The 24,609-nt window shown below is 65.8% G+C and carries 19 protein-coding genes and 1 tRNA gene; 17 read left to right on the forward strand and 3 right to left on the reverse strand.

The window, feature by feature from the left end; all coding sequences use genetic code 11:
• Positions 1-322: 322 nt before the first annotated feature.
• The 6 genes from SH602x_RS13610 to SH602x_RS13635 all read left to right on the forward strand — a co-directional run bounded on the left by SH602x_RS13610 (position 323) and on the right by SH602x_RS13635 (position 7,815).
• Positions 323-787, forward strand: a complete 465-nt coding sequence (locus SH602x_RS13610) for a hypothetical protein (protein ID WP_479472826.1) — start codon at positions 323-325, stop codon at positions 785-787.
• Positions 788-998: 211 nt separating this feature from the next.
• Positions 999-2,285 (forward strand): DUF58 domain-containing protein, encoded by a 1,287-nt coding sequence (locus tag SH602x_RS13615; protein WP_479472827.1) that lies wholly within the window; start codon positions 999-1,001, stop codon positions 2,283-2,285.
• A complete protein-coding gene (locus SH602x_RS13620) occupies positions 2,278-4,692 on the forward strand; it encodes a transglutaminase-like domain-containing protein (protein ID WP_479472828.1) in 2,415 nt (804 codons plus the stop codon). Before SH602x_RS13615 ends, SH602x_RS13620 begins: the two co-directional genes overlap by 8 nt.
• A 21-nt stretch (positions 4,693-4,713) precedes the next feature.
• A complete protein-coding gene (locus SH602x_RS13625) occupies positions 4,714-5,688 on the forward strand; it encodes an AAA family ATPase (protein WP_479472829.1) in 975 nt (324 codons plus the stop codon).
• A complete protein-coding gene (locus tag SH602x_RS13630; protein ID WP_479472830.1) occupies positions 5,681-6,250 on the forward strand; it encodes a hypothetical protein in 570 nt (189 codons plus the stop codon). The genes SH602x_RS13625 and SH602x_RS13630 overlap by 8 nt, the downstream gene beginning before the upstream one ends.
• Positions 6,247-7,815, forward strand: coding sequence for a permease (locus SH602x_RS13635; protein ID WP_479472831.1), 1,569 nt, complete (start codon positions 6,247-6,249; stop codon positions 7,813-7,815). The genes SH602x_RS13630 and SH602x_RS13635 overlap by 4 nt, the downstream gene beginning before the upstream one ends.
• Positions 7,816-7,913: 98 nt before the next feature.
• Here the strand turns inward: SH602x_RS13635 and SH602x_RS13640 are convergent, their stop codons facing one another.
• Together SH602x_RS13640 and SH602x_RS13645 are read right to left on the reverse strand one after the other, a co-directional pair.
• The gene (locus SH602x_RS13640) at positions 7,914-9,419 is read right to left on the reverse strand and encodes a sulfatase family protein (RefSeq protein ID WP_479472832.1); all 1,506 of its coding nucleotides are present in this window, start codon (positions 9,417-9,419) and stop codon (positions 7,914-7,916) included.
• Between the two features lie 34 nt (positions 9,420-9,453).
• The gene (locus SH602x_RS13645; RefSeq protein WP_479472833.1) at positions 9,454-10,914 is read right to left on the reverse strand and encodes a sulfatase; all 1,461 of its coding nucleotides are present in this window, start codon (positions 10,912-10,914) and stop codon (positions 9,454-9,456) included.
• A 554-nt stretch (positions 10,915-11,468) separates the two neighbouring features.
• Between SH602x_RS13645 and glpK the strand changes: the two genes are divergently transcribed.
• From glpK to SH602x_RS13700, 11 genes are all read left to right on the forward strand, one after another.
• Positions 11,469-12,971: a glycerol kinase GlpK gene (gene glpK / locus SH602x_RS13650; RefSeq protein WP_479472834.1), complete on the forward strand. Its 1,503-nt coding sequence runs from the start codon at positions 11,469-11,471 to the stop codon at positions 12,969-12,971.
• A gap of 32 nt (positions 12,972-13,003) precedes the next feature.
• Positions 13,004-14,596 carry a glycerol-3-phosphate dehydrogenase/oxidase gene (locus SH602x_RS13655; protein ID WP_479472835.1) on the forward strand — a complete coding sequence of 531 codons (1,593 nt, stop codon included), beginning with the start codon at positions 13,004-13,006 and terminating at the stop codon, positions 14,594-14,596.
• Positions 14,597-14,607: 11 nt separating this feature from the next.
• Positions 14,608-15,060: a hypothetical protein gene (locus SH602x_RS13660; protein WP_479472836.1), complete on the forward strand. Its 453-nt coding sequence runs from the start codon at positions 14,608-14,610 to the stop codon at positions 15,058-15,060.
• An 87-nt stretch (positions 15,061-15,147) separates the two neighbouring features.
• A complete protein-coding gene (locus SH602x_RS13665; RefSeq protein ID WP_479472837.1) occupies positions 15,148-15,363 on the forward strand; it encodes a hypothetical protein in 216 nt (71 codons plus the stop codon).
• A gap of 77 nt (positions 15,364-15,440) precedes the next feature.
• The gene (locus tag SH602x_RS13670) at positions 15,441-15,641 is read left to right on the forward strand and encodes an SseB family protein (protein WP_479472838.1); all 201 of its coding nucleotides are present in this window, start codon (positions 15,441-15,443) and stop codon (positions 15,639-15,641) included.
• Between the two features lie 208 nt (positions 15,642-15,849).
• Positions 15,850-16,614 carry an MIP/aquaporin family protein gene (locus SH602x_RS13675; RefSeq protein ID WP_479472839.1) on the forward strand — a complete coding sequence of 255 codons (765 nt, stop codon included), beginning with the start codon at positions 15,850-15,852 and terminating at the stop codon, positions 16,612-16,614.
• Positions 16,615-16,782: 168 nt separating this feature from the next.
• Entirely contained in the window at positions 16,783-17,265 is a 483-nt protein-coding gene (locus SH602x_RS13680; protein WP_479472840.1) for a hypothetical protein, read from the forward strand.
• 357 nt (positions 17,266-17,622) lie between these two features.
• The gene (locus SH602x_RS13685; RefSeq protein WP_479472841.1) at positions 17,623-21,267 is read left to right on the forward strand and encodes a PVC-type heme-binding CxxCH protein; all 3,645 of its coding nucleotides are present in this window, start codon (positions 17,623-17,625) and stop codon (positions 21,265-21,267) included.
• A 189-nt stretch (positions 21,268-21,456) separates the two neighbouring features.
• Positions 21,457-21,538, forward strand: a tRNA-Leu gene (locus tag SH602x_RS13690).
• Between the two features lie 203 nt (positions 21,539-21,741).
• The gene (locus SH602x_RS13695; RefSeq protein WP_479472842.1) at positions 21,742-22,011 is read left to right on the forward strand and encodes a hypothetical protein; all 270 of its coding nucleotides are present in this window, start codon (positions 21,742-21,744) and stop codon (positions 22,009-22,011) included.
• A complete protein-coding gene (locus tag SH602x_RS13700; RefSeq protein WP_479472843.1) occupies positions 22,008-22,349 on the forward strand; it encodes a type II toxin-antitoxin system RelE/ParE family toxin in 342 nt (113 codons plus the stop codon). Before SH602x_RS13695 ends, SH602x_RS13700 begins: the two co-directional genes overlap by 4 nt.
• Before the next feature lie 86 nt (positions 22,350-22,435).
• Here the strand turns inward: SH602x_RS13700 and SH602x_RS13705 are convergent, their stop codons facing one another.
• Entirely contained in the window at positions 22,436-24,337 is a 1,902-nt protein-coding gene (locus SH602x_RS13705) for a hypothetical protein (protein WP_479472844.1), read from the reverse strand.
• Between the last annotated feature and the right edge of the window lie 272 nt (positions 24,338-24,609).

The following is a 24,609-nucleotide window of genomic DNA, read 5'->3' on the forward strand; positions in this document are numbered from 1 at the left end:
TCCGACTGCGACACCGCGTTCCGCCTACCCGACGAGGAGGTCGCCGCTGAAGTGCAGACTTCGTTCGGATTCGTCGACGAAGCAGTTTCCAAGGGCCGCTACCGGGACTGCTGCGACGGCTCGAAGATTTGGACGCCGCCGATTCGATCGTCCGGGGAGAGTTCAGCGCCCAGAGCCTGCGAGTCCCGCGAGGGGCTGAGGCGATGGCGTTCGTGGATGAACGCAAGTTCTTCCGCGAACTCGATAAGTTTCGATGAAGTCACGAAACGGCTCTTGAGCGGAAGCGTCCGCCACTTACAATCGACTTGCATAAGGCAAATCGATGTTCTTCCCGGCAGCCATCCGATCGGTCCTCACGCTCGCCGCCCTCGCGGCGATCGGGATCCCGACGTTTCTGCCGGCGCTGCATCTCCTGCCGGGGATGTCCCACGGCGACTGCGGTTGCGGCGGCCATCTCACCGTCGGCGATCCCGTCTACGACCGCGCGTCGTCGATCGCCTCGCAAAGCGACGTGTGCGGCGGCTGCGAACACGGGACCTGCGTCACGTCCGTCGACGAATGCGTCGCGGGACCTGTCGCCCGGGAAGGCCGGTGCGAACTGCGGACGGCCGCCGATTCGGACTGCCTGCTTTGCGCTCTGTTCGCGAGTTTCGTGCTGTCGCAGCCGGAACAGGGCTGCGTTCTCCCGACGATCGACGTCGTCGCCGTGCAGGAACTTCCTGCGTCGGCGCCGGTCGAATTCGCTCTTCGCTCGGCCGCCTGCCGCGGACCGCCCGCCGTCGTCTGATTCCGCTATGCGGATGACGAACTGCGCCGCCTGACCGTCGGATCGCTTCCGAGTCCCGGTCGCTTGCCCCTCGCCCGCGTCTCGACTTCGTTACCTCGACGGCTCTTTTTTGAGCGTCGATGAACGACGAGCGAGCGCCGTGCGATGCCCGCGACGCTGCGTAGTTCGCGTCCGATTCGTCCGGAACTTCGACGATCGACGGGAACGTTCCATGAGCCTGCACTCAATTGCCCGCACGCTGCGCCGGGCGCTCACGGAGGACCATACTCCGTGGGCGAATCGCTACGTCTACTGGATCAAGACGCCGCTCGGCGTGCTGATCCTCGCTACGGTTCTCGCGTGCCTTTGCGGCATCGCGGTAGCTCCGCAAGGCTTCGCGCTGGCGGCGGTGGGCGTCGCGACGATCGCGCTGGGCATCCTGTGGCCCTGGCTGGGGATGCGGGGCATCGACGCGACTCTTCAATTCGGAACGGATCTCGTCCGCGAGGAGGAGCCGGTCGAGGTCCGCTTCGAGATCGTGAACCGCTGGCCCTTTCCCGTGTGGGGGCTGTTCCTCGCGGGCGAGGAACTGAGCGGTCTCTCTTCGGAGCAGGAGGGTCCCACGCTGGCAGTCTCTGCCGTGTCGGGCTGGTCGAAGATGATCGTGAAGACGTCGTGGACGCCGACGGCCCGAGGCGTCTATCCGGCCAAGTCGCTGGCCATTCGCACCGCCTTCCCGTTCGGACTGTGGACCTGCGGCAAGCCGGTGGCGGTCGACGCCCAGCTGCATGTGGCTCCGGCGACGATGACTCTGGCGCCCTGTCCCCTGCCGGGCGGAGCGTCTTGGACGCAAGCCGATCCGAGCTCGTCGAAAGCGGGCGACGAGGGCGAACGGGAATCGGTGCGGCCTTATCGCCGCGGCGACTCGCTCAAGCAGATTCACTGGTCCCTGACGGCCAAGCACGATCGGTTCGTCGTCTGCGAACGGCAGAGCCCCGCGGCTGCACGCGCGACCGTCGCCATCGATCCGCTGGCGCTGAGTTCGGATGGCATCGACCGGGATTCGACTCGCGAATGGAGTCTCCGCATCGCGTGCAGCGCGGCGGAGACGTTGCTCCGACAGAACGCGACGGTCGACTTCCGTCTGGGCGACGAAGCGAGCTTCACCCTACGCCCTGGAAGAAGCTTGACGGGGTTCTACAAGACGCTGGCGGCGTGGAAGCCGTGCTGTCGCGGAAGCCGCGCGGCTTCCGCGAGTTCGCAGCGTTCCCGCGAGGCGACCTCGAAAGATTCGATGTCGCTTCAGATCGGTCTTCGATCGGAAGGGCGGTCGCAAAGTCGCTCGCAGCGAGCGCGGGGATTCGACGTCGTGCTGTCGGAGGACGAGGCGACCGACCTAGATCTGGCGTCGACGGTCGTCGCGGCGCGATGCCTGAGCGTGGTCGGACTCCCGGCGCTTCAGGAACGATTTCCGCAGGCGTGGAGCCGGCTGATGCAGGAGAGCTGGCGTCATGCGTGAAATGAAATCCTCCGTCGACAGCCGCGCGATGATTCTGCTCACTCGCGCGCTCTGCTTCGTCGCGACCGCCGCGATGCTGGTCTCCTTCTGGGACGGACTGGCGATGCCGCGGCTGTACCTCGCGGAGACGCTGATGACAGCGATCATCGCGTGGGGTCTCGGCCGCTACCTGCAGAGAAATGCGGCTCCGCGGCAACTATTCTCCGGAACCGAGACGGCTGCCGTGTTCGCGATGGCCGCGCTGCCGATCGCGGGCGAAGGCATCGCTCGCCTCCTCGGCTGGGGACTTCCGGCGGAAGTCCTGCTCGTCACGGCGCTGCGAAACGCCATGCTGACGCTCGCCTTTCTGCCGCACGTGCGAGTGGCGGCGCCCGCTGCGGCCGTCAGCAGCCTGGCCCTGACCGCGATGGCGTTCCTGGTCCTCTGGAAGTGGCCGGTCGCGATCATCACCGGGGTCTATTGCTTTCTGGGCGTCTGGTGGCTCGTCGCTTACTCCTGGGATCGATTGCAGACCTACCGGGGCGAAGAACAGCCGCTCTCCGTACCGTGGCGAGCGACGTCGATGGCCGTCGCTGTCGTGGCCCTCGTCGCGGTCGGCGGGGCGCTGATCGCGACCCGTTCCAGCGCCGCCGGCACGCTGGGCGAACTCTTCCCCAGCTCGGGAGGAACGACGTGGTCCGACTCGCAGGCGTGGGGCGGCGTGCATGACGGCGACCAGGCCGTCGGCGCGACCGACGAAGCGATGAGCTTCGCCCCGGTCGAGACGGACTTGTTCCTGGAGTCGGAGGAACCGTCGCTCTACGACATGTTCAACGACACCTATCAGGAGCCGGCGAAGAAAAAGAAGGACAAGAAGCAACATCGCGCGATCTCGCTCGGCCCGATGCTGGAAGAGCGGGAGCACGTCCATCGCTCGAAGGCCGAAACGCCTTCCCGCGAGTTCGATTCGATTCGCGAACGGGCGCAGACCCCGAAGACGATCCCGCCCGAGAAGAAGTCGCGGGCCGTGCTGCATTTCGTCGGACGTACGCCGGCTCACCTGCGGTTGGAGTCGTTCAACCATTGGGACGGGCGTTCGCTGACGCATCAGGCGGACGAGAACTCGGAGTCGCATCCGCCCCTGCGACTCGAACAGGTCGGCGGAAAACCCTGGCTCGCGTGGACCCCCGGTTCCGTTCCGGAAACCGAATCGGACTGGAGCGAACGGAGCGGCGTCCGCGTCGTGCGGCTGGCGACGAATCGCGTTCCGACGCCGGAAGGGATCGAGAGCCTGCATCTCAAGCTGCTCGATTCGCCTGACCTGTTCGTCTGGACCGACTGCGGTCAGCTGCGACTGGACCAGAAGGCCGAGGTTCCGCAATTCACCATCTTCGAGTGCGATGCGCGCCTTCGCGACGTCTCGAGATATTCCCGTTCCGGAACGACTCCGCCGCCCGAGCCAGCGCGGCTCGACGATCAGTCGGCGTCTCCGGCGATCGCGGAACAGGCCGCCGCCTGGAGCGATGGCTCCGAACCTGGCTGGGAAGAAGTCGAGCGAATCGTCGACGGAGTGCGAACGACCTGCTCGCACGCGCCGGGCGTCGTCGTGCCGGAACACGCGGAGGATGCGGCCGAACACTTTCTGTTCGCGTCGAAGCAGGGGCCCGACTACCTGTTCGCCATTTCGACGGCGCTGCTGCTGCGGGCGCGCGGGTACGACGTCCGCGTCGCGAGCGGCATGTACGCTCGCCGGGAGAACTACGACCGCGAATCGGAATGCACGCTCGTGCTGCCGGAAGACGTTCACTTCTGGACGGAGATCCGGACAGCGGAGGGCGACTGGGTCGTCCTGGAGCCGACGCCGGGCTACGAACGACTGGCGCCGCCGACGAGCTTCGTCCGCGCCCTGTACGAAGCCGCGCTCGTCGTCTTCGACGTTCTTCGAGCTCGCCCGATCACGGCGCTCGTCGTGCTGATCGGACTTACGCTCGTCTTGATCTTGCGTCGGGAGACGCTGGCGCTCGCCCATTTCGCTTTCTGGCTCGCGAAGAGCTTCGCGGCTCCTCGTAAGCGCCTGATCGCGACGCGGAAACTGCTCGACCGGATCGGTGGGCTATCGGGTTTCCGCCGAGCGCCGTCCGAAACGCTTCGACAGTGGCTCACAGCGCTCTCGCAGGATTGGCCGATCGAGGCGCGCTGGGACGCAGAGGATTGGCTCGCCCTCTATCACGCCGGCGCCTACTCGACGCGTTCGCAGGCTTCGCTGGACCGCGAGACGGTCGAGCGACTGAACCGACGCCTCATCTTCGCTTCGCTCCGTCGGACGGTTCGCGACCGTCGCGACCGCTGGGCTCAGCGGCTGCGCTTCGCTCTCGCCCACATGCCGCGAATTCGACCCGTCGCGGTTCCCCGCGCGGCGAACGGCTGATTCCTTCTATTCAATCGACCTATGACCCTGCTCACGACGTCGGAAACTCACCGAGCGAAGCGTTCCGCGTGCCCGCATCAGTCGACGATCGATGCGATCCGCGAACGCCTGAACCAGACCATTCTGGGAAAGGAGCGGGCGATCGAACTGGCGCTGGCCTGCCTGCTCGCGCGCGGTCACCTGCTGCTGGAGGACATGCCGGGCTTGGGCAAGACGACGCTGGCCAAGGCTCTCGCCGCGGCGGTCGGCGGACGCTTCGCACGCGTGCAGTGCACGCCCGATCTGCTGCCGAGCGACGTCACCGGTTTTCGCATGTTCGACCAGAAGACGCGGGAGTTCGAGTTCGTCGAAGGACCGGTCTTTTGCGACGTGCTGCTGGCGGACGAGATCAACCGCGCGACGCCGCGGAGTCAGAGTTCCCTGTTCGAGGCGATGGCGGAACGTCAGGTCACGATCGATCGCGAATGCCATCGCCTTTCGCCGACCTTCTTCGTCATCGCGACGCAGAACCCGATCGAGAGCTACGGGGCCTATCCGCTTCCCGAGGCGCAGCTCGACCGCTTTGCGATGAAGCTTTCGCTCGGCTACCCCGATCGGGCGACGGAGGTCGACATGCTGGGTGAGGCGATCGGATCGAATCGGGAAGAGCGCGTCTCGCAAACGCCGATCGTCCACCCCGGTCAGCTCCAGGAATTGCAGCGACACGTCGCCTCGGTCGAGTTCCATCCGAAGCTTCGCGAGTACCTGGTCGATCTGGGGGCGGCGACCCGTAAGCATCCGTCGGTCCGGCTGGGGCTCAGCCCCCGCGGACTTCTGACCTGGATGCGGCTTGCCCAGGCGCGAGCCCATCTCTCGGGGCGCGACTTCGTCATCCCCGATGACGTTCTCGACGTCGCCGAGCCGACGCTGGCCGTGCGCCTATCCGGCGAGTTCGACGATCCCGCCGCGACGATCGCGGAGATTCTTTCGCAAGTGAAGGTGCCGACCGATGCTTGACGCCGCCCAACGATCGTTCGACGCCGCGGTCGGAGCTATCTGCATCCTCCTGCTCGCGCTTTCGCTGTTCGCCGGCTGCTCGCCTGACGTCGTAGGCGTCAGCGGCGACGAGCATGACCACGAAGCGGAGCATCACGTACCGCACCACTTCCCGAAAGACGCGGTCGCAGCGATCGCACGTTTGCAAGCTCTCTGCGGTCCGAACGCAACCCACGATCACGGACATGATCATCATCACGACGTGACTCCACGCCAGGAAGTGTACGACCTCGCCCGCTGGCTGCCTGAACTGGCCGCCGAGACCGAACTCGACGAAGCCGCATGGAACCGGGTCCGCGACGCGAGCCGCACGCTGGAGCGAGCTGCCGATTCCGCGTCCGGAGATGCGGCGCCGACCGGAGCCGAGGTCGCGGCAGCCGTGCGGGTACTCGCACGCATGCCGCAGGCGATCCGGGACGCCGACGTCGCGTATCGCCTGAAACGAGGCCTGGATCCTCCTGCGGAACTCGCGAGCGACGAGGCGGCGGGCATGGATCCCTCGACCGAAGGACCCGAGTCATGATCGAGACGATTCTTCTAGGCGGCGCGCTGCGAGTCTTCGAAGCGTTTCTCTCCGCGACGCCGACGCTGTTGTGCGGCTTCCTGACGGTCGCCGTGTTCCGGGTCTTTCTCGGCCCGAAGGGCGTGCAGTCGCTTTACAACGGCTCCAACGGATGGGGGCTGATCAAGTCCTGGGGCATGGGAATGCTGCTCCCCGTCTGCTCGCTCGGGACGCTGCCCATTCTCCGGGAACTTCGCCGAAGCCAGGTGACGACCGGCAGCATTCTCGCGTTCGCGTTGACCGAGCCCCTCTTCAACCCGCTGTCGCTGATCTACGGTCTGACGCTGGCCGAGCCGTGGGCCGTCATCCTCTTCGCCGCCGCGACGTTCGTCGTCGTGACGGTCATCGGCTTCTTCTGGGACTGGGCATTTCCGCTCGTCCCGCAAGAGCTTCCCGACGAGCCGCAACCTCCCGCCGGCGCGAAGCGCCTGACGCTGACGTTGGTGACCGCGCTCGACCAGGCGTGCGACTGGCGGAACTGGATCTGGATCGGGCTCGGGCTTTCCGGCTCGCTCTTCGTCAGTTCGATCTTTCCGCACGGAAGTCTTCAGGGCGAGGCGATGCCCGATAACCCGGTCGCCCCCGCGCGGATGGCGTTCCTGGCGTTCTGGGTCTTCTCGACTCCGCTGGCCGTCATGGGCCAGCTCGCGTCGATGCTGCAGCATGGCAATTCGATCGGCGCCGCGTTCGTTCTGTTCGTCTTCGGTACCGGCATCCAGCCGGGAACGATCGGCTGGCTGATATCGGATATGGGCGTCCGCAAGACGCTCCTCTGGGCGGCGATGTTGATCTCTGTCACGCTCGGACTCGCGTACGCGATCGACAAGCCGCTGACGCCGCGAGACGTCGAGCCTGCGAATCACACCCACGCGTTCGACGGTTACTCGAATCCCTTTTCGTCCGGCGGCTATATGGCCTACGGCGCCTTCGCCGGCAAGCTGCAGGACGCCTGGACGCCTGACGTTCGCGTCTGCTTCTACCTGCTTCTCGCCCTCGTCGCCTCCGGCGCGATCGGGCGCATGACGGGCCTGTCGAATCGCCTGCGGAACTGGGCGCTGACGCCCAACGAGCCTGCCGCTTCGCGTTCGAAGCTCGATGTGTCGCTTCCGAACTGGGCGGTCGGTCTGGCCAGCATCGGCGGCCTCGTCGCATTCAGCGTGGTCGGCTGCTACATCTACTATCCCGACTCGGAAACGATGTTCGCGAACATGGTCAGGACGAAGACCGAGGTCGTCGCGACGGCACGCACCGAGGACTGGGAACTGACCGAGAAGTTCATCCCGATCATGGAGAGCGAAGTGCGCGACCTTCTGATCGGGGTCTACCTTCGCGAGTTCACGCTCAGCGACTACCGCCGCATGAAAGCGAGGGTGTTGCTCCACAAACTCGAACTGCTGGAGCACGCCGTCGAAGACGGACATCGCGACGAGGTCGATGCATACACCCGCGACGTCGAGACCGCCTACCGCCGGCTACGAGACGCGTTTACGGCGCCGACGGATTCGCTCGCTCATCATTCTCGTTAGATGATGAAGGCGGCGCTCATACCCACGAGGGACGGTCGAACTCGCCTTCGGGTGGGGAGCATTGCGCGCCATTGAACCGGACCGCTGCAAGACGGCGATCAGTCGGCCTCGTCCGAATTCGCTTCGGCCCAGGCGCGATATTCGTCGAGCGTGTAGAAGGTCGCGTGGCGGTAGAGTCGCCCGCCCTCTTCGACCAACTCGGACGAGTTGAAGTTCCAGTCGTCGCCGTGACGCTTCATGAGCGTGGTCAACTGCCGGTCGAGTTCTCGCTGGAGGTCCGCGTGCTCGGGATCGGCGACGAGGTTTTGCATCTCTGCGGGATCATGCGTCCGGTCGAACAGCGCCCAGGGTTCGCGCTCGAACCGGGCGTAGGTGTGCCGCGCCGTGACGATGCCGCGCCATGGCTGGGCGACCTGATCCGGGTTGTACGGGACGAAGATCTGCAGCAGGACGGCGTCCGGGCCGTCGGTCGTCTCGCCCAGCGCGACTCGCGAGAGATCGGCGCCTTGCATGTTCTCCGGCACGGGCAAACCGGCCAGCGCGAGGAGCGTCGGCGGCATGTCCACGTGACTGAAGAGCGTCTCGACGACGCGGCCTTTCGGAATGCGAGCCGGCCAGCGGACGATTCCCGGGACGCGGGCGGATTCGTCGTGCGGCTTCCGCTTGCGGCGCATCCCGTGCGATCCGAGCATGTCGCCGTGATCCGAGGTGAACAGCACGATCGTGTTTTCGTCGAGACCCGTTTCGCGAAGCGTCTCCATCAGGCGACCGATCTGGTCGTCGATGGCCGTGATCGCCGCGTAGTAGGCTGCGATCTCTTCCAGCCCGCCGAGCGGCACGAAACGCTCGAACGCTGCGCCCGCTCCTTTCTTGCCTGGCGGCGCGGGTCGCGTTTCGCTTCCCGGACGCCAGTTCTTCGGCGGCGTGATCCGTTCCGGGATGTACTGTCGCAGGTACTCGTCCGGCGCCCCATAGGGATCATGCGGCGGCCCCATCTGCACCGTGAGGAAGAAGGGGCGGTCCTTCGGCTGCGACTCGAGGAACTCGACGGCGAAGTCGCAAGACGCCTCCGGCTCGAACTTTCGAGCGGTGATGATTTCGGGCGTGTCACGAAAGTAGGTCGGCGCGAAATGCTTGTGATGGCATTGATAGGCCGCCCAGAACTCGAATCCCTGCCGCCGCGGCCCGGGCGGCACGAATCCGGGGTCGCGCGGCCCGCCGTCCAGATGCCACTTGCCGATGAAGCCCGTGCGATATCCGGCCTGCGCGAAGATCTCCGCGATCGTCACCTGATCCTCGTGCAGTCGCAGATCGTTGGCGACCATCCCGTTGACGTGCGGGTACGTCCCGGTCATTAAGATCGCCCGCGCCGGACAGCAGACCGGCACGTTGGCGTACGTCCGGTGGAACTGGATGCCCTCGGCGGCCAGACGGTCGATGTTCGGCGTCTTAACCTCGGCGTTCCCGTCGCAACCCATCGCGCTGGCCCGCATCTGGTCGGGCAGGATCAGCAGAACGTTGGGACGCTCCGAAGCCAGCGCCGGGCCGGCGAGCGATTCGAGGCAAGCGATCGAGAGCGCCAGAACGACGACCCATCTCTTCATCGGTTCGCCCTTTCGAGATCTTCCATGGGTCGCTTCACTTCGTGGCGGAAACAGCGGGCGCTTCGTTCAGCCGCGCGAGCAGGTCCGCGACGACTTTCGGATGCGCCGAAGCGTGGTTGCGCGTTTCGTCGGGATCGGTCTCGTAATCGAACAACTCGATCTGCGGCTCTTCCGCGCCCTTCACAGGATGCACGATGAGCCGCCAGCGATCGGTTCGGACTGTCCGCTGGCCGCCGGTCCAGAAGCTGAGCGCTGGCTTGGCGGACGGCGCGTCGGGGTCATTCAATTTGGGACGCAGGCTTTGTCCGTCGAGCGACGCCGGAGCCTGCAGTCCGCACAGATCGGTCAGCGTGGGAAACAGGTCCACCGTCTCGACCGTGGCCTGGCTCACGCGGCCCGGCTGCTGCAGTCCGGGGTAGCGGATCATGAGCGGCGAGCGAACCGCCTGCTCGAAGAGGCAGTGCTTGCCCCAGATGGCGTGCTCGCCGAGCAGGAAACCGTGGTCGCTCCACACGACGACGACGGTGTTGTCTTCGAGGCCGAGTCGGTGCAGTTCCTCCAGCACGCGGCCGACCTGCGCGTCCATATAGCTGACGCTCGCGGCGTAGGCACGACGCATCAGCCTCGCGTAGTCGGCGTCCTCGTTCGGATCGCGTCCGGCGTGACCGTAGTTGCCGCGAAACTCGCCGCTCCCGTGCCAGCCTGAGGGCCACGAGGGTTTCTCCGCCGCCTCCGGTTTCACTTCCGGCACGCCCGCGGCATGCAGATCGTGCCAGCGCTGCGGCGCGGCGAAGGGGAGATGCGGCTTGAAGAAACCGACGCCGAAAAGCCACGGTTCCTTTTGCGCAGCGAGTTCGCCCAGCGTCTTCACAGCGTCTGCCGCGACCCACGCGTCAGGATAAGCCTCGTCCGGGCCGTCGTGCGCCTCCCACGGCGGCGACTTGCCGGGCTGGCGCGCGACGCCGTCGGCATAGCCGTGCATGATCGCCTGCGCGTTCTTCCAAGGCCCGTCCGGGATCCACGCGAGGTCCCACGCGCCGGGCAGTTCCTCCGGCCCCCCGGCCCAGCCCTTGCCGGTGCGCCCGCCGGGATAGTGCGTCATTTTTCCCACCGCCAGCGTGCGATAGCCCGCCGCGCGGAACACCGCCGGCAGACTCTGCTCGCCCCACTCCGCGTGCGTTCGCAGAATGCCGTCGTTTCCCACATGCGCCGGCGTCGTCGGATAGCGCCCGCGCATCAGCGCGCACCGCGACGCCCCGCAGGTCGGCGCCTGCACGTAGTGCTGCGTGAAGACGCGCGCCGACGCCGCGAACGCGTCGAGTTGCGGCGTCTTCGCATGCGAGACGCCGAGGGCTCCGACGTCGCAGCGCAGATCGTCGATGGCGATGAAGAGAACGTTTGGCTTCGCCTGGGCGACAGACTGGCCGCAGGTCAGCGCCAGAAGCCACGCCAGCGTGAGGACAGGCGTCAGCGTGGTTCGCGAGGGAGAAGCCATTTCACGTTTCCCTTTTCGCGCGTGCGTTTCGGTCGAACGCCGCGATCGACCTGCGTCATGACGCAGGGTAAGGCCTCGACTCCAAGAGGATCTCCGCCCGCTCGGTGAGCGGCGTGGCAGCGAGATCGCTGTCCGTAGGTTCGGCGAGACTATCGTAAACCATGCCGTAGGGGGTTTGACGGTCCAGGCTCGTGTCGAGCTCCGTACGCTTGTTCCTGTTTTTGAAGTGCTCTCCGATGATCGCGGCGGTCTGCCCTCCCTCCTGAAGTCGGGCTCGTTACAGGCCTCCTGTGGATTGCGTCCAGCCTCGTTGCGACTCGGCAATCTCGCACAGGGTTCCCTTGCCGGCGCCGGAACCTCCAGTACGAATGAAGGCTCGTGCATGAAAGCTCGCGTTTCGGGAAATCCGGATCCCGAGCAGGATCCCCGTCGAACTCCCCTCGTGCCGATGAGGCTGAACGCCCGAGACACTGGATCGAGTCGCGCGGGCGGCGCCCGGGCGCTATGCTGCGGCTTCGTCTGACGGATTTCTCTCTTCTCCGAAGTCTCTCGTCATGCCGTACATCCTTGCGCTCGACCAGGGAACGACCAGTTCGCGGGCGATTCTGTTCAATCGGGACGGGCGACCGGTCGCGACCGCTCAACGGGAATTCCGGCAGATCTTTCCGCAGCCGGGCTGGGTCGAGCACGATCCGACGGAGATCTGGTCGACGCAGGCAGGCGTCGCCGCGGAGGCGCTCGCCCGGGCGAGCATTCATCCGCGTGACGTCGCCGCGATCGGCATCACCAACCAGCGCGAAACGGTCGTCGTCTGGGATCGGAAGACGGGACAGCCCGTCTGCAACGCGATCGTCTGGCAGGATCGCCGAACCGCGGGCTTCTGCGATCGCCTGCGGAAGGAGGGACTCGCGGAACTGTTCCGTAAAAAGACGGGGCTGGTGCTCGACGCTTATTTCTCCGGGACCAAGGTTCGCTGGATCCTCGACAACGTCGAGGGAGCGAGAGCGCGGGCCGAAGCGGGAGATCTGGCGTTCGGCACCGTCGATTCGTGGCTGGTCTGGAAGATGACCGGCGGTCGCCTGCACCTGACCGACGTCACGAACGCCTCGCGGACGCTGCTGTTCGACATCCACAAGTGCGAGTGGGATGACGAGCTTCTGGCCGCCCTCGACGTGCCGCGGTCGATGCTGCCCGAGGTGCGATCCTCCAGCGAGGTCTACGGCGAGACGTCGTCGGAACTCCTCTCGCATCCTGCCCCCATCGCCGGCATCGCGGGCGACCAGCAGGCGGCGCTCTTCGGTCAGGCCTGCGTCGAAGCCGGGATGGGCAAGAACACCTACGGCACCGGCGCCTTCCTGCTGATGAACACAGGGGAGAAGGCCGTCGCGTCGCAGAACAACCTGGTTTCCACTGTCGCGTGGCGGATCGGAAAGGGACGCCCGTCCTATGCGCTCGAAGGGAGCATCTTCATCGCCGGCGCCGTCGTGCAGTGGCTCCGCGACGGGCTCGGCATCATCCGGACCTCGGCAGAGGTCGAGGGACTGGCCCGGCGGGTGGAAAGCACGGACGGCGTCTACTTCGTGCCGGCGTTCGTCGGCCTGGGGGCGCCTCACTGGGATCCGTACGCCCGGGCGACGATGGTGGGCGCGACGCGCGGCACGACCGGCGCTCATCTCGCCAGGGCGGCGCTCGAAAGCATCGCCTTCCAGACGGTCGACGTCGTGCGGGCTCAGGAAGCGGACGCCGGCATCGCGCTGAAGGAACTTCGCGTCGACGGCGGCGCCGCGGCGAACGATCTGCTGATGCAGATTCAGGCCGACCTGCTCGGCGTGCCGGTCGTCCGTCCGCAGGTGACGGAGACGACGGCGCAGGGCGCCGCTTACCTCGCCGGTCTCGCCGTCGGCTTCTGGAGCGGCCTTGACGAGATCAACGCCCAGTGGGCCGTCGATCGACGGTTCGAGCCGCAGATTCCGCGCGTGGAGGCGGACGAACGCCTGCGGCAGTGGAGACGCGCGGTCGAACGTTCCAGGGGCTGGGTCGAGCCGGAGTCCGTATGAGCGACGCATCGACTTCAGGAAGGGCGCCGTCCATGAATCGCGACGCGATGCTCGCCGCAGCGCGGGCGGGCGGAGATCCGTGGGATCTGGTCATCATCGGCGGAGGGGCGACCGGGCTCGGCAGCGCCGTCGATGCCGCAGCGCGCGGCTATCGCACGCTGCTGCTGGAACGGAGCGACTTCGCGCAGGGGACGTCGTCGCGCAGCACCAAGCTGGTTCACGGCGGCGTGCGCTACCTGAAGCAGGGGAACGTCTCGCTCGTGACGGAGGCCCTGCTAGAGCGAGGCAGGCTGCTCGCGAACGCTCCGCACCTGGTCCACGACACGCCGTTCGTGATCCCGAGCTATCGCTGGACGGACCGGCCCTTCTACGGCATCGGCCTGAAGCTGTACGACCTTCTCGCGGGGCGCTCCGGGTTCGGGCGATCGCGGTTTCTGTCGAAGGAACAGGCGCTGGAACTGGCGCCGACGCTGAACCCGGACGGGCTCAACGGCGGCGTCGTCTATCACGACGGGCAGTTCGACGATACGCGCCTGGCGATCAACCTCGCCCAGACAGCGGCGGAGCGGGGAGCGATCCTGCTCAACTACGCTCGCGTCGTAGGGCTCATCAAGTCGGACGGCAAGGTGTGCGGCGTTCGCGCCGTCGACGAAGAGACGGGCGAAGCCTTCGACGTTCAGGCACGCGCCGTCGTCAACGCGACCGGCGTCTTCACCGACGCCGTGAGGCGCATGGACGAACCTGACGCGCGGGCGATGGTCTCGCCCAGCCAGGGCGTCCATATCGTGCTCGACCGGTCGTTCCTGCCGGGCGACGCGGCGATCATGGTGCCCAAGACCGACGACGGGCGAGTGCTGTTCGCCGTGCCGTGGCATGGCGTCGTGCTCGTCGGGACGACCGACACGCCCGTGCAGGAGATCTCGCCCGAGCCGCGGGCGCTGCAGGAAGAACTTCGCTTCCTGATCGACCACGCCGGCAGGTACCTGTCGAAGCGACCCTTCCCGAAGGACGTGCTCAGCGTCTTCGTCGGGCTTCGTCCGCTCGTGTCGAACGCAGCCGCGAGCGGGAATACCGCGAAGCTGGCTCGCGATCACACGCTGGCGGTGTCCGACGCCGGGCTCGTCACGATCACCGGAGGAAAGTGGACGACCTACCGGCGGATGGCTGAGGATACGGTCAACCGCGCAGCGACCGTCGCGGGTCTGGACGCTCGTCCCTGCGTCACGCAGGACCTGCGGATTCATGGACACGCCGCCGATGCAGCGAAGAAGGGCGATCTATCCGTCTACGGAGCCGACGCGGCAGCGATCGAGGCTCTGATGCGAGAGCGACCCGAGTACGCCGAGCGTCTGCATGAGCGCCTTCCGGTCAGCGTCGCCCAGGTCGTCTGGGCCGTGCGATACGAGTTGGCGCGAACGGTCGAGGACGTTCTGTCGCGGAGAACTCGCTGCCTGATTCTGAACGCCGCCGCCAGCATCGAGGCCGCTCCGCGCGTGGCGGAAATCATGGCCAGCGAACTCCATCGCGACGAGGCTTGGAAGCGTGCGCAGGTCGATGTCTATTCCGCCCTCGCTCGCGGGTATCTGATGCCCTCGCTGGAAGACGCCGGCGCCCGCTTCGGGTAGAAAACCGGCAAGTGAGCTATCGACAGGAGGGCGTAGGTTCCTACCTGCCGACGATTTGGAATCGCCTGCGCGACCGCGTGAGCCACGGCATTCTCGTCAAGCAGTACGGCAACGATCCGAAGGGCGACGGCCCGCGAAGGTACAGCCCGGCGGCGATAATGGCCATCATCAAGAAAGAGGCGTTCGGCAGCCCGGATCAGAAGCGGATCTGCACTTCGCACGTCGAACGTGGCAATCTGAACGTGCGGATGCACTGCCGTCGCATGACGCGGCTCACGAACGCCTTCAGCAAGAAGTTCGAGAACCATTACGCTATGCTCGCGATCTACTTCGCGTGGCACAACTTCGTCCGTCCGCATATGTCGCTAAAGACGACTCCGGCAGTCGCTCACGGCATCGCGACCGAACCGTGGACGATCGAGAAGCTGCTGAACGAAGCGGCAAGTTACGCGAGCGCGGCGTAGAATGCGACTCGCCCGGTCAGGGGGGCGATGGCGGCCCCTTGGCTTGAAATGGCGGCTGCCTTTCACCGACGATAGAGAGGGCCTTCGATGGAAGAAGAGGACGAGCTTAGGCGCACCGCCGAATCATTCATCCGTGACCTTTGCGCCGAAAAAGATGGCTGGGAATATAGCGGAATGGAATCGCTCGTCGAAGATCCTTGGAGGGCGGACTGTTTTTTGATGTTCAATCGGGAGGATTACGTAGTTTGCTACGTCGGTTTCCGCGATGGCCGGCCGCTTTACGTCTTGCAGCGAATTGAATAGCCAGAGTCAGCAACACACTAACCGGACACTACCCGGGGTTTCAGCCTTTGCTGTTCGACCGGCGAGTTGGCTCTCTAATGGCTGTCTTCACGTCCCTGCAACGCACTTCTAAGTTCAGTGAAGAAGCTCCATATTGTCTCAGCATGACTGGAAAGGCGTTGATGGACTGGATGCCGAGCGCCTTCGGATTAGTGGTGAACCCTGGCTTCTCCGTGGGATTCGAGCTTCCTGCGAGCGGCGTGATTGAAATCAGGAGAGACTTTGGAACTCGGCGCTAACTCTTCACGCAGATTTAGACGCTCGGCTTCGTCGTGAATGTCGTACTGAAGAAGTCTGCGCTCGCCCCGGGTCTCCCGGCCCCGCCGCTTCGTATGACCGGAGGTCTCCTGATCTGGTAGTGCCTCTCAGGACGGCCCGTCGAAAGAGTCGCACCGAACGATTAGACAAGTAACCCATTCTCCTCGTACCGCTTCTCAGGATTCCGGCATGTCTCCGTTCGTCGCCGAAATTGTCGGCACCGCGCTGCTGTTGACGCTCGGCGGCGGCGTCGTCGCGAACGTCGTGCTCAAGCAGACGAAGGGCGAGGGCACGGGCCTGATCGTGATCGCCTGGGGCTGGGCGATCGCGGTGTTCGTCGGCGTGTTCGTCACCGCTCGATTCGGTCAGGGGCATCTCAATCCCGCCGTCACCCTCGGTCTGGCGACGGCGGGCAAGTTTCCGTGGGAGCAGGTTCCCGTGTACTTCGCCGCGCAGATGATCGGAGCGATGATCGGCGCGTCGATCATCCGGCTCTTCTATCACTCGCACTTCGCCGTCACGGAAAATCAGGACGCCAAGCTCGCCGTCTTCTGCACGAGCCCAGCGATCAGGAACGTTCCGCTGAATCTGTTTTCCGAAGCCGTCGCGACGTTCGTGCTCGTGTTCGGGGCGCTCTATCTCGCCGCGCCCGACGTGGCAGGATCGAAGGGCGCCGCCGGCGGGCTGGGCGCGATCGACGCGTTCCCCGTCGCGCTGCTGGTGCTGGGCATCGGTCTGTCGCTGGGAGGGACGACCGGCTACGCGATCAACCCCGCTCGCGATCTCGGGCCGCGTCTGATTCATGCGCTGCTGCCCATGCCGGGCGGGAAGCGGGACAGCGACTGGACCTACGCCTGGATCCCCGTGCTCGGCCCGCTGCTGGGCGCCGTCGTCGCGGCAGGCGCTTACCTCGCGCTCGGCGCCGGCGAACTGCCGCTGCCTGCGGTGAAGTAGTCGTCGCATAGCGATCATGCGTGCCGAGCATCTTGGTCGCGCTTGAGGCGCGCCACGTCGCGTTGACGCGAAGCCTCGCTCGGGTAGGATTGAACCTCGGCTTGCCAATCCCTGCGGCTCCCGTCTCGTCGCCGTTCATCTCATCCGACCGACGCATCCTCGCGACTTATGGCTATCGAAGACTTCCTGCGCGAACTCGACGCCCGGCTCGATCCGATCCTCGCAGAGAAGCTTGCCGAGCGAGAGGCCCGCCGTCGCGAAGAGGAAGCGAACGGAGCCGACCGGGCCCGCATCGCCGCGGTCAGCAATTTCGGCAAACAGCGAATCCTGCCGCTGTTCGAGGCCGCTGCGAAGAAGCTGGAGTGGCACGACGCGAAGTCGGAAGAGATCAGCCCCGGCTCGTTCAAGGCTTCGTCGGAAGATCAGAGCGGCACGCTCTCCATCGAGATCGTTCCCCGGCCCGGCGAGTCGGGCTTCGCTGTCAAAGCGATCGCCATGGGGCAGGGCGTCAATCCGTACGATCTGACGAACGAGGTGCTGAACGCGACGACGACCTTCCGCGACGACGAACTCGACACGGAGTCGAACCGTCAGTGGATCGAAGGCGCCGTCCTGAAGATGGCGGAGAACATCGTCCGGGCGCGTAGCTGACGGGCTTCAGGCCACGGGCGCCAATCGCTGGGAATTGTGTGCCATGGCTGGCTTGTCCTGCCGTGCCGAAGCAGGGGCACGTTCGTCCAATATCGGGCGTTATCCTGTGTGCCGAACTCACCAGTCTGAGCGTCAATGCATGGTCGCACGGCTGGACGAGCCAGCCATGGCACACGGGATGATTCGCGCATTCCGGGTGTCTGCTCACCCGCCCCATCCGGGCGAGCGCTACGTCGCCCGTTTGCCCGGCGGGGGCGTGCAAGGCACAATGGCTGCGTCGCGCCGTCGCTCCAGCGTTTCGACGGGCAGGCTCTCCCGGCCCGCTCGACTCGTCTCTTGCCTTCTCTCCCCTCCGCCATGATTCGCTCTTACGCCCGCTTCGCGATGCGCAGCTTCGCGCTCGCGCTTCCGCTCTGTTCGCTCGGCGTTATTTCCGCGTTCGCGGCGGAAAGTGACGAACCGATTCCGCGGGGCCAGTCGGCGCCTCCCGGTCCGGCGCTGACGCCGGAGCAGGCGATCGCGAAGATGACCGTGCCGGAGGGCTTCAGCGTCGAACTGGTCGCCTCCGAGCCGCAGATCATGAACCCCGTCGCGATGGCGTTCGACGCCCGCGGACGGATCTGGGTCACCGAGAGCTTCGAGTACCCGCGCAAGGAAGCCGGCGAGGGCCGCGACCGGATCAAGATCCTGGAAGATACCGACGGCGACGGGCGCGTCGACAGCGTCAAGATCTTCGCGGAAGGCCTCAACATTCCCTCCGGCATCGCGATCGGTTACGGCGGCGTCTGGGTCGCCAACTCGCCCGACATCCTGTTCCTCAGGGATACGAACGGCGACGACGTAGCCGACGAGCGCGAGGTCGTCGTCACCGGGTTCGGACGCGACGATACGCACGAGCTGCCTAATTCGCTCACCTGGGGGCCGGATGGCTATCTGTACGGACTGAACGGCGTCTTCAATGCGTCGCACGTCGAGAGCGACGGCAAGACGTACGACTTCACCTGCGCGCTCTTCCGCATCGATCCCCGCACGCGGAAGTTCGAACTCTTCGCCGAGGGCACCAGCAACCCCTGGGGCGTGGCGTGGGATCATCGCGGCAGCGCTTTTTTGAGCGCGTGCGTGATCGATCACCTCTGGCATCTGACGGAGACGGGCTACTACCATCGCCAGGGCGGACCCTATCCGCCGAACACGTGGAAGATCGAGTCAATCGTCGACTTCAAGCATCAGCAGGCAGCGTATTGCGGGATTCATTACTTCGACAGCGACGCCTATCCAGAAGAGTATCGCGACCGCCTCTACATGGGGAACATCCACGGCGGCTGCATCAACGTCGACACGATCGCGAAGCATGGCTCGACCTATCGTGCCGGCGACGCGCCCGACTTTCTTTCGGCCCATGACGCCTGGTTCATGCCGGTCGTGCAGAAGACGGGTCCCGACGGCTGCCTGTGGGTTCTGGACTGGTACGACCGTTACCACTGCTATCAGGACGCCCAGCGCGACCCGCAGGGGATCGACCGCGGTAACGGGCGCCTCTACCGCGTTCGTTATCGCGACACGCCTCGCACGGCGGCGTTCAATCTGGAAAGCGAATCGGACGACGAACTGATCGCGCGGCTGCAGAGTCCGAACGTCTTCTACCGCGACCTCGCGCAGCGGATCCTCGCCGAGCGGGGAAGCGCGGACCAGAAGATCGGCAACCGCCGGACGGACATGAAGCTGGAGGCGCTGGCGCTCGACGCGTCGCAGCCGCTGAAGTTCCGCATGCACGCGCTCTGGTCCCGGGTTTCGGGCGCCCCGGTCTCGGAGGCGTTCCTGAACTCCCTGCTCGATGACGCCGACGAAACCGTTCGCGCCTGGGGCGTGCGTACCGCCGGCGATCATGCGAGGCGGTACGGCGTCTCGACGCCCGCGCTCGCGAAGCGGGTCGCTGCGGCGGCTACCGACCCGGCAGCGGACGTTCGTCTGCAATCAATCATCGCAGCGCCCAAGATCGACGGCGTCGACCCGGTACAGGTCGCGCTCGCCGCGGCGCAGGCTTCGCCGGATGACGTCCTGATCCCGCACATCGCCTGGAACGCGCTCAAGCCCCGCCTGCAGTCGGATCCTGGTTCGTTCGCAGCCGCTTTCCGAAAGATCGAGCAGCCGACCAAGGCGCTCAACGAAGAACTGCTTCCGCGGGCGATGGAGATCGCCGTGACGTCGGCAGGCGGTTCGGTCCAGGCGCTGGCCGATCTCTTCGCGATCGGGTGGGAGAGCCCTGCCGCGCGACCCGCGGCGGAGCGTTGCCTGTCGCTGATCGCGCAGAAGCTTCAGTCAGGCGAGATTCGCGGCGAGACCGCGAAGCAGGTGCGTGCGGCATTCGAGGAGCCGGTGAAGAAGATTCTGGCGTCGAAGGACGTTTCGGAGAATCTGATCGCGGAAGCGACGCTGCTGGCCGCGACCTGGGGCGATGCGACCGCCGTCGAGCGGACCGTGCAGTGGGCGACCGATGACGCGGCGCCGCGCGATCGGCAGCGTGCGGCGATGTTCGCTCTTTCGACGGTCGACGATGCAGCGCAGACCGAACGTCTGAAGAATTGGGCCATCGATCCGAAGCGTCAGGCATGGTTCCGCCAGGAATCGGCCAACCTGCTGGCCGAACGAGACGATCCCTCGATCGCGGATTTTCTAGTCGAGCATCTTTCGAAACAATCGCCCGAGGTACAGGTTCGCTGGGTCGATCTGTTGACGCGACGTCCCGAATGGATCGCCACGCTGGTCGACGCGATCGAAGCAGAGGAGGCGCCGAAAGAGCTCGTCAGCCAAACGCAGCTCCTGCAGATCCGGGCGATCGCGTCGCCGGAACTGGCGAAGCGGGTCGAGGGGCTCTGGGGCACGATCCGCGACAGTCGCGATCCGGCCCGTGAACTGGTCATTGCGAAGATGCGGCGGGAACTGCGGGCCCAGACGGGCGACCCCCACAAGGGTCAGGCGATCTTCACGAAGGTCTGCGGACAGTGCCATAAGATCCACGGTCAGGGCGAAGAAGTCGGCCCTGACGTCACCCGCAATGGTCGCGCCTCGTTCGACCAGTTGCTCTCCAACGTCTTCGACCCGTCGCTGGTCATCGGCCCCGGGTATCAGTCGGTGACTGTGCTGACCTCCGACGGTCGAGCGCTCACGGGCCTCGTCGTCGAAGAGAGCCCGCAGCGGATCGTCCTCAAGCAGCAGGGGGGCAAGCAGGCGATCATCCCGGCGGAGGATATCGAGACGGTGAAGAAGAGCGAGCTGTCGCTCATGCCGCAGAACCTGGACGAGCAGATTACGCCCGAGGAGATGCAGGATCTGTTCGCGTTCCTATCGCTCGATCGTCCGCCTGGCGATCCGCAGGCGACCTGGATCCCGGACGCGGAGCCGAAGGACCTCGCGAAGCTGCTGCTGCCCGCGCGGGCGACGAACGCGCTCGCGACGGCGAAGCTCGATTCCAACGTCGACGAATTCGGACCGGGCACGCGCGGCAAGGCTCGCGATCTGGTCTATCTCCCCGGCGAAGGCCGTTTCGCCGAGGAATCGCAGTGGCACGAATGGGGAACTCCTTCGCAGAGCGACCTGGGCGTCCGCAGCGATGCCGATCCGATCTATCTGGAGGCGAGCTGGGACCAGCCGGTCGCGATCGACACGATCGTGCTGTCGGGTTGTTATCCCAATCAGCCTCAGCCGAACACAGCCTGGAAGGTCGAGGTTCTGACGGCGGACGGGCCGAAGGTTCTCGACCAGGGGGTCGGCGGCTGGGTCGACTCCGGGCGGTTCCTGTGGGGCGGCCCGACGAACACGCCGATCCAAGTTCGCGGCCTGCGCGTCAGCCTCTTTAGCGGTCCCGACGGCGAACCGGTGAAGAGCCTCCATTTCCGCGGCGATCCGGGCGTTTCCTGGTTCGCGGGCGAGATTCCCGAAACGGAGACGCTCTTTCCCAAGAGCGCTGCGCCGTCCGAGGCGGAGACCTCCGCAGAGAAATAAGGATAAGAAGCAGCGAACCGGAGGATCGCTTGTCCCCTCCCTGTTCGACAGAGGATCGCCCTCTCGTCGGGACGATCCGATCGTGCGACGTACGCGGAAAATGAGGGCCGCAGAGACGGTCAGGCCTGCGCTCCAACCCCGTTGACCGGGCGGGGAACGACGTTACATTTACTACTCCTCACTGCTCATGCGGGCGTGGCGGAATTGGCAGACGCGCATGGTTGAGGGCCATGTGACTTCGGTCGTGGAGGTTCAAATCCTCTCGCCCGCACTGAAACGAAAAACGGCAGGGAAACCTGCCGTTTTTTCGTGCGCTGCAAGGCCAGATGGATCGAGACGGAACGGCTGTCGCCAGTTCGGACCTCGGACGCAGTCGCTCGACCTGCACTCGACGACATTCGCCTGCCCCGCGCTGTCGTCTCTTTCGAGCGGTCGTTCTTTCTCCGCGCATTCGTTGGGGAGTAAGATGGGGACATGATCGCGAAACTGAGTAAGGAAGTGACGGACGCTCTGCACGCCGCCGGCGCCAGCGAACTTAAAGTCGTGGATCCGGAGACGCAGCGAACTTACTTTGTCGTCGACGCCGACACGCATCGACAGGCGATGGAAGCGCTACGTCGGCAGCAAGACCGAGAAGCCATCGCTCAGGGAATTGCAGAAATGGAGGCCGGGCAAGGCAAGCCGCTCGATCAGGCGTTCGCCGAAATGCGAGCGAGACTTGGGTTTCCGCAGGCGAAACGGTGACGTTTCGGGTGATCGTTCTCGGTCAAGCGGAAGCGGACATTGAGGCGAATGCTCGCTGGTGGGCGACGCACTATTCTGTCGAACAGGCAGCAACCTGGTTTGACGCCGTGCACGAGCAATTGAGGTCGCTCGAACGCTTTCCGGAAAGCCACGTCTTGTCGCCAGAGAACGGCGACTTTCCTTACGAGATTCGGGACGCACTTCTCGGACTCGGTTCGCGACGAAGCTATCGCGCCGTCTTCACGATCAGAAACGAAACGGTCTATGTGCTGGCCGTCCGTCGCGGCGCTCAGGATGCATTACAGCCGAGCGACGTCGAGTCGCCGCCATCTGAGTAATCGTTGCGCCCGGCCAGGCCACTTCTCGTTCTCGGTGTACGAATCGTTTTTCTCGTGCGCCGATCGCTGGCCCGAATGAGCTTCGATCAGATCGCCGCCGTCGTCGACGAATGACGGCGGGAGAAGACGAGGTTCTTGTACCGCTCGTACAGACCGCGGGAGATCCAGGCCAGGTAGCAGTTCAGGCCGACCGACAGGAACAGGATGACCGCGGTCAGGAAGAGCGGCCCCCAGGGTCGCCCGTTCTGGTCGAACGATCCGCCCCAGTTCCAGGCGTGCGCCGATCCCGGACCGCCCGCATGCGTCACCTCGAGCGTCGACGGGCCGTCGAGCAGGTCGGACGAGAAGTCGGGCCGAATCGGCACCGCCGCGTAGGGGAGCGTCCGGCGATCCTTGGCGACCTCCGTGCGGGCGACGATCGGCACGCCGAACGGATTGTCGTCGTCCGGACGCGAACCTCCGATCTGCGGCACGCCGAAGGGCTGGTCGCCCGGAAGCGTCGAAGGCCCGCCGAGCGATCCGCCGAGAGAGCCTCCGCCTAGCGAACCGCCGCCGAGAGAACCGTTCCCTCCGAGCGAGCCGCCGCCGCCTGCGAGCGAACCGGGACCGCCGCCCAGTCCGCCTCCGCCGCCGAGCGATCCGCCGAGATCGCTTCCCAGGCCGCCGGATCCGAGACCGCCGGAGGGCGGGCCGCCGAGACTTCCGCCCACGCTGGCTCCCGGGCCGGATCCGAGCGACGATCCGCCGCCGAGCGAACCGCCGTCCAGACTTCCTCCCAGCGGAGGAGCCGATCCGAGCCCCGAGCCCGCGAGCGGCGGCGAATCGAGCGACGAACCGCCGCCCAGTCCGCTGCCGTCGAGCGAGTTTCCGCCAGGAAGGGGACCTCCCGCAAGCGGACTTCCGCCCAGGCCGTTGTTCGGGAACGCTCCGCCGAGGGGAGGCGCTGAAGTGCCGAGCGGGGGAACGTTCGCTGCCGGGGCCGTATTGAAGGCCGGAGCGGAGGCGAAGTCGCGGGGCGCTGCGCCGAAGTCATTCGCATTCGCGGCAGGCGGCGCGAACGAAGGTCCGGCAGGCATGCCCAGTCCGCTCGCTCCTGCGGCGTTTGCCGGAGGTGCGGCCATCGGTTGAGCCGAAGCGGGCGCGCCGGTGAAGGCCCTGCCCGTGCTGCCCACCGGCGAATTCGGCGCCGCCGGATTCTGGGATCGCGTTATCTCGGTTCCGGTCCAGGCGCCGACGGTGCGGTTCGCTTCGTCCGCGAGCCGGTTATTGAACTGGTCGATGGCGGCGCCGACGCTGGAGTTCCATCCCTGCTGGAGACGCTCCTCCGTCTGCGGCACGATCTGCCGAGGATCGACGCCCGTTCGATCGGAGAGCGTCTGCGAAGCCTGATTCCAGGCGTTTTCGAGGGGAGCCGCGAGGTTACCGGGGAGTTCGGCGATCCCCTCCTGAAAGCCCGGAGGGAGCGTCAGCGGCGGGGCGCCGGCGCCCGCTGTTCCCGCCGGCGACGAGGCGCCGGAGAGATAGTCCCGGCCGAGCTGACTCCACGAGTAAAGGCTGTCCTTGGTGACCGCCTGATCGCTCCAGACGGGCGTCTGCAACGCAGGCGGCAGGTAACCGTTGACGACGCCGTACGGGTCGTTGGGCGGGACGGCCTGATTGAGGTACTGCGTCCCCGACGCGCCGGCGGGCTCGACGTACTGGCTCCACTGGGCCTGCACCGCCGCGTGCGGCGATCCGACGCGCGGAACGGGACCCCGTCCGACGTAGATCTTGAACCGACGGACGCCGCGCAGATCGTCGGGAATGACGCTCTCGATGGCGAAGCCGGGCTGGCTCAGTTCGTCGACCAGTTCGGGCTCGACCTGAATCAGGTAGGTCAGCGAACCGTCGGCGGCGGGTTGCCAGCCGTAGTCGACTCCGGTCGCCAGAGACAGGAGCACGCAGAACGCCCCCATCGGGAACTCCTTTTCCTCGCCGGTCGGCGACAACTCGCTTCGTCGCGGCGTCGCCGAAAGGCTCGGCGGTTCGCGGCGAAAGCGTCGGGGTCGGTCGTACGGCCGCGCGATCCTGCGGGCCGTGGGTCAGGTGGACCGCTGGCGATTATAAGACTTGAGGGGTTCTCCAGAGAATCCGAATATTTTCGCCGTTGCGGCGGAGCGAGGAAATTCGCTAGCGACGAGGGTTAGCGGGTGGCGCTGGTTGTCTCAACCAGCGTCCGCGCAGCGGATCGGAGGCCTCAGAAGCCCGTCGGACGCATCGC

It is taken from the genome of Lignipirellula cremea (assembly GCF_056501455.1).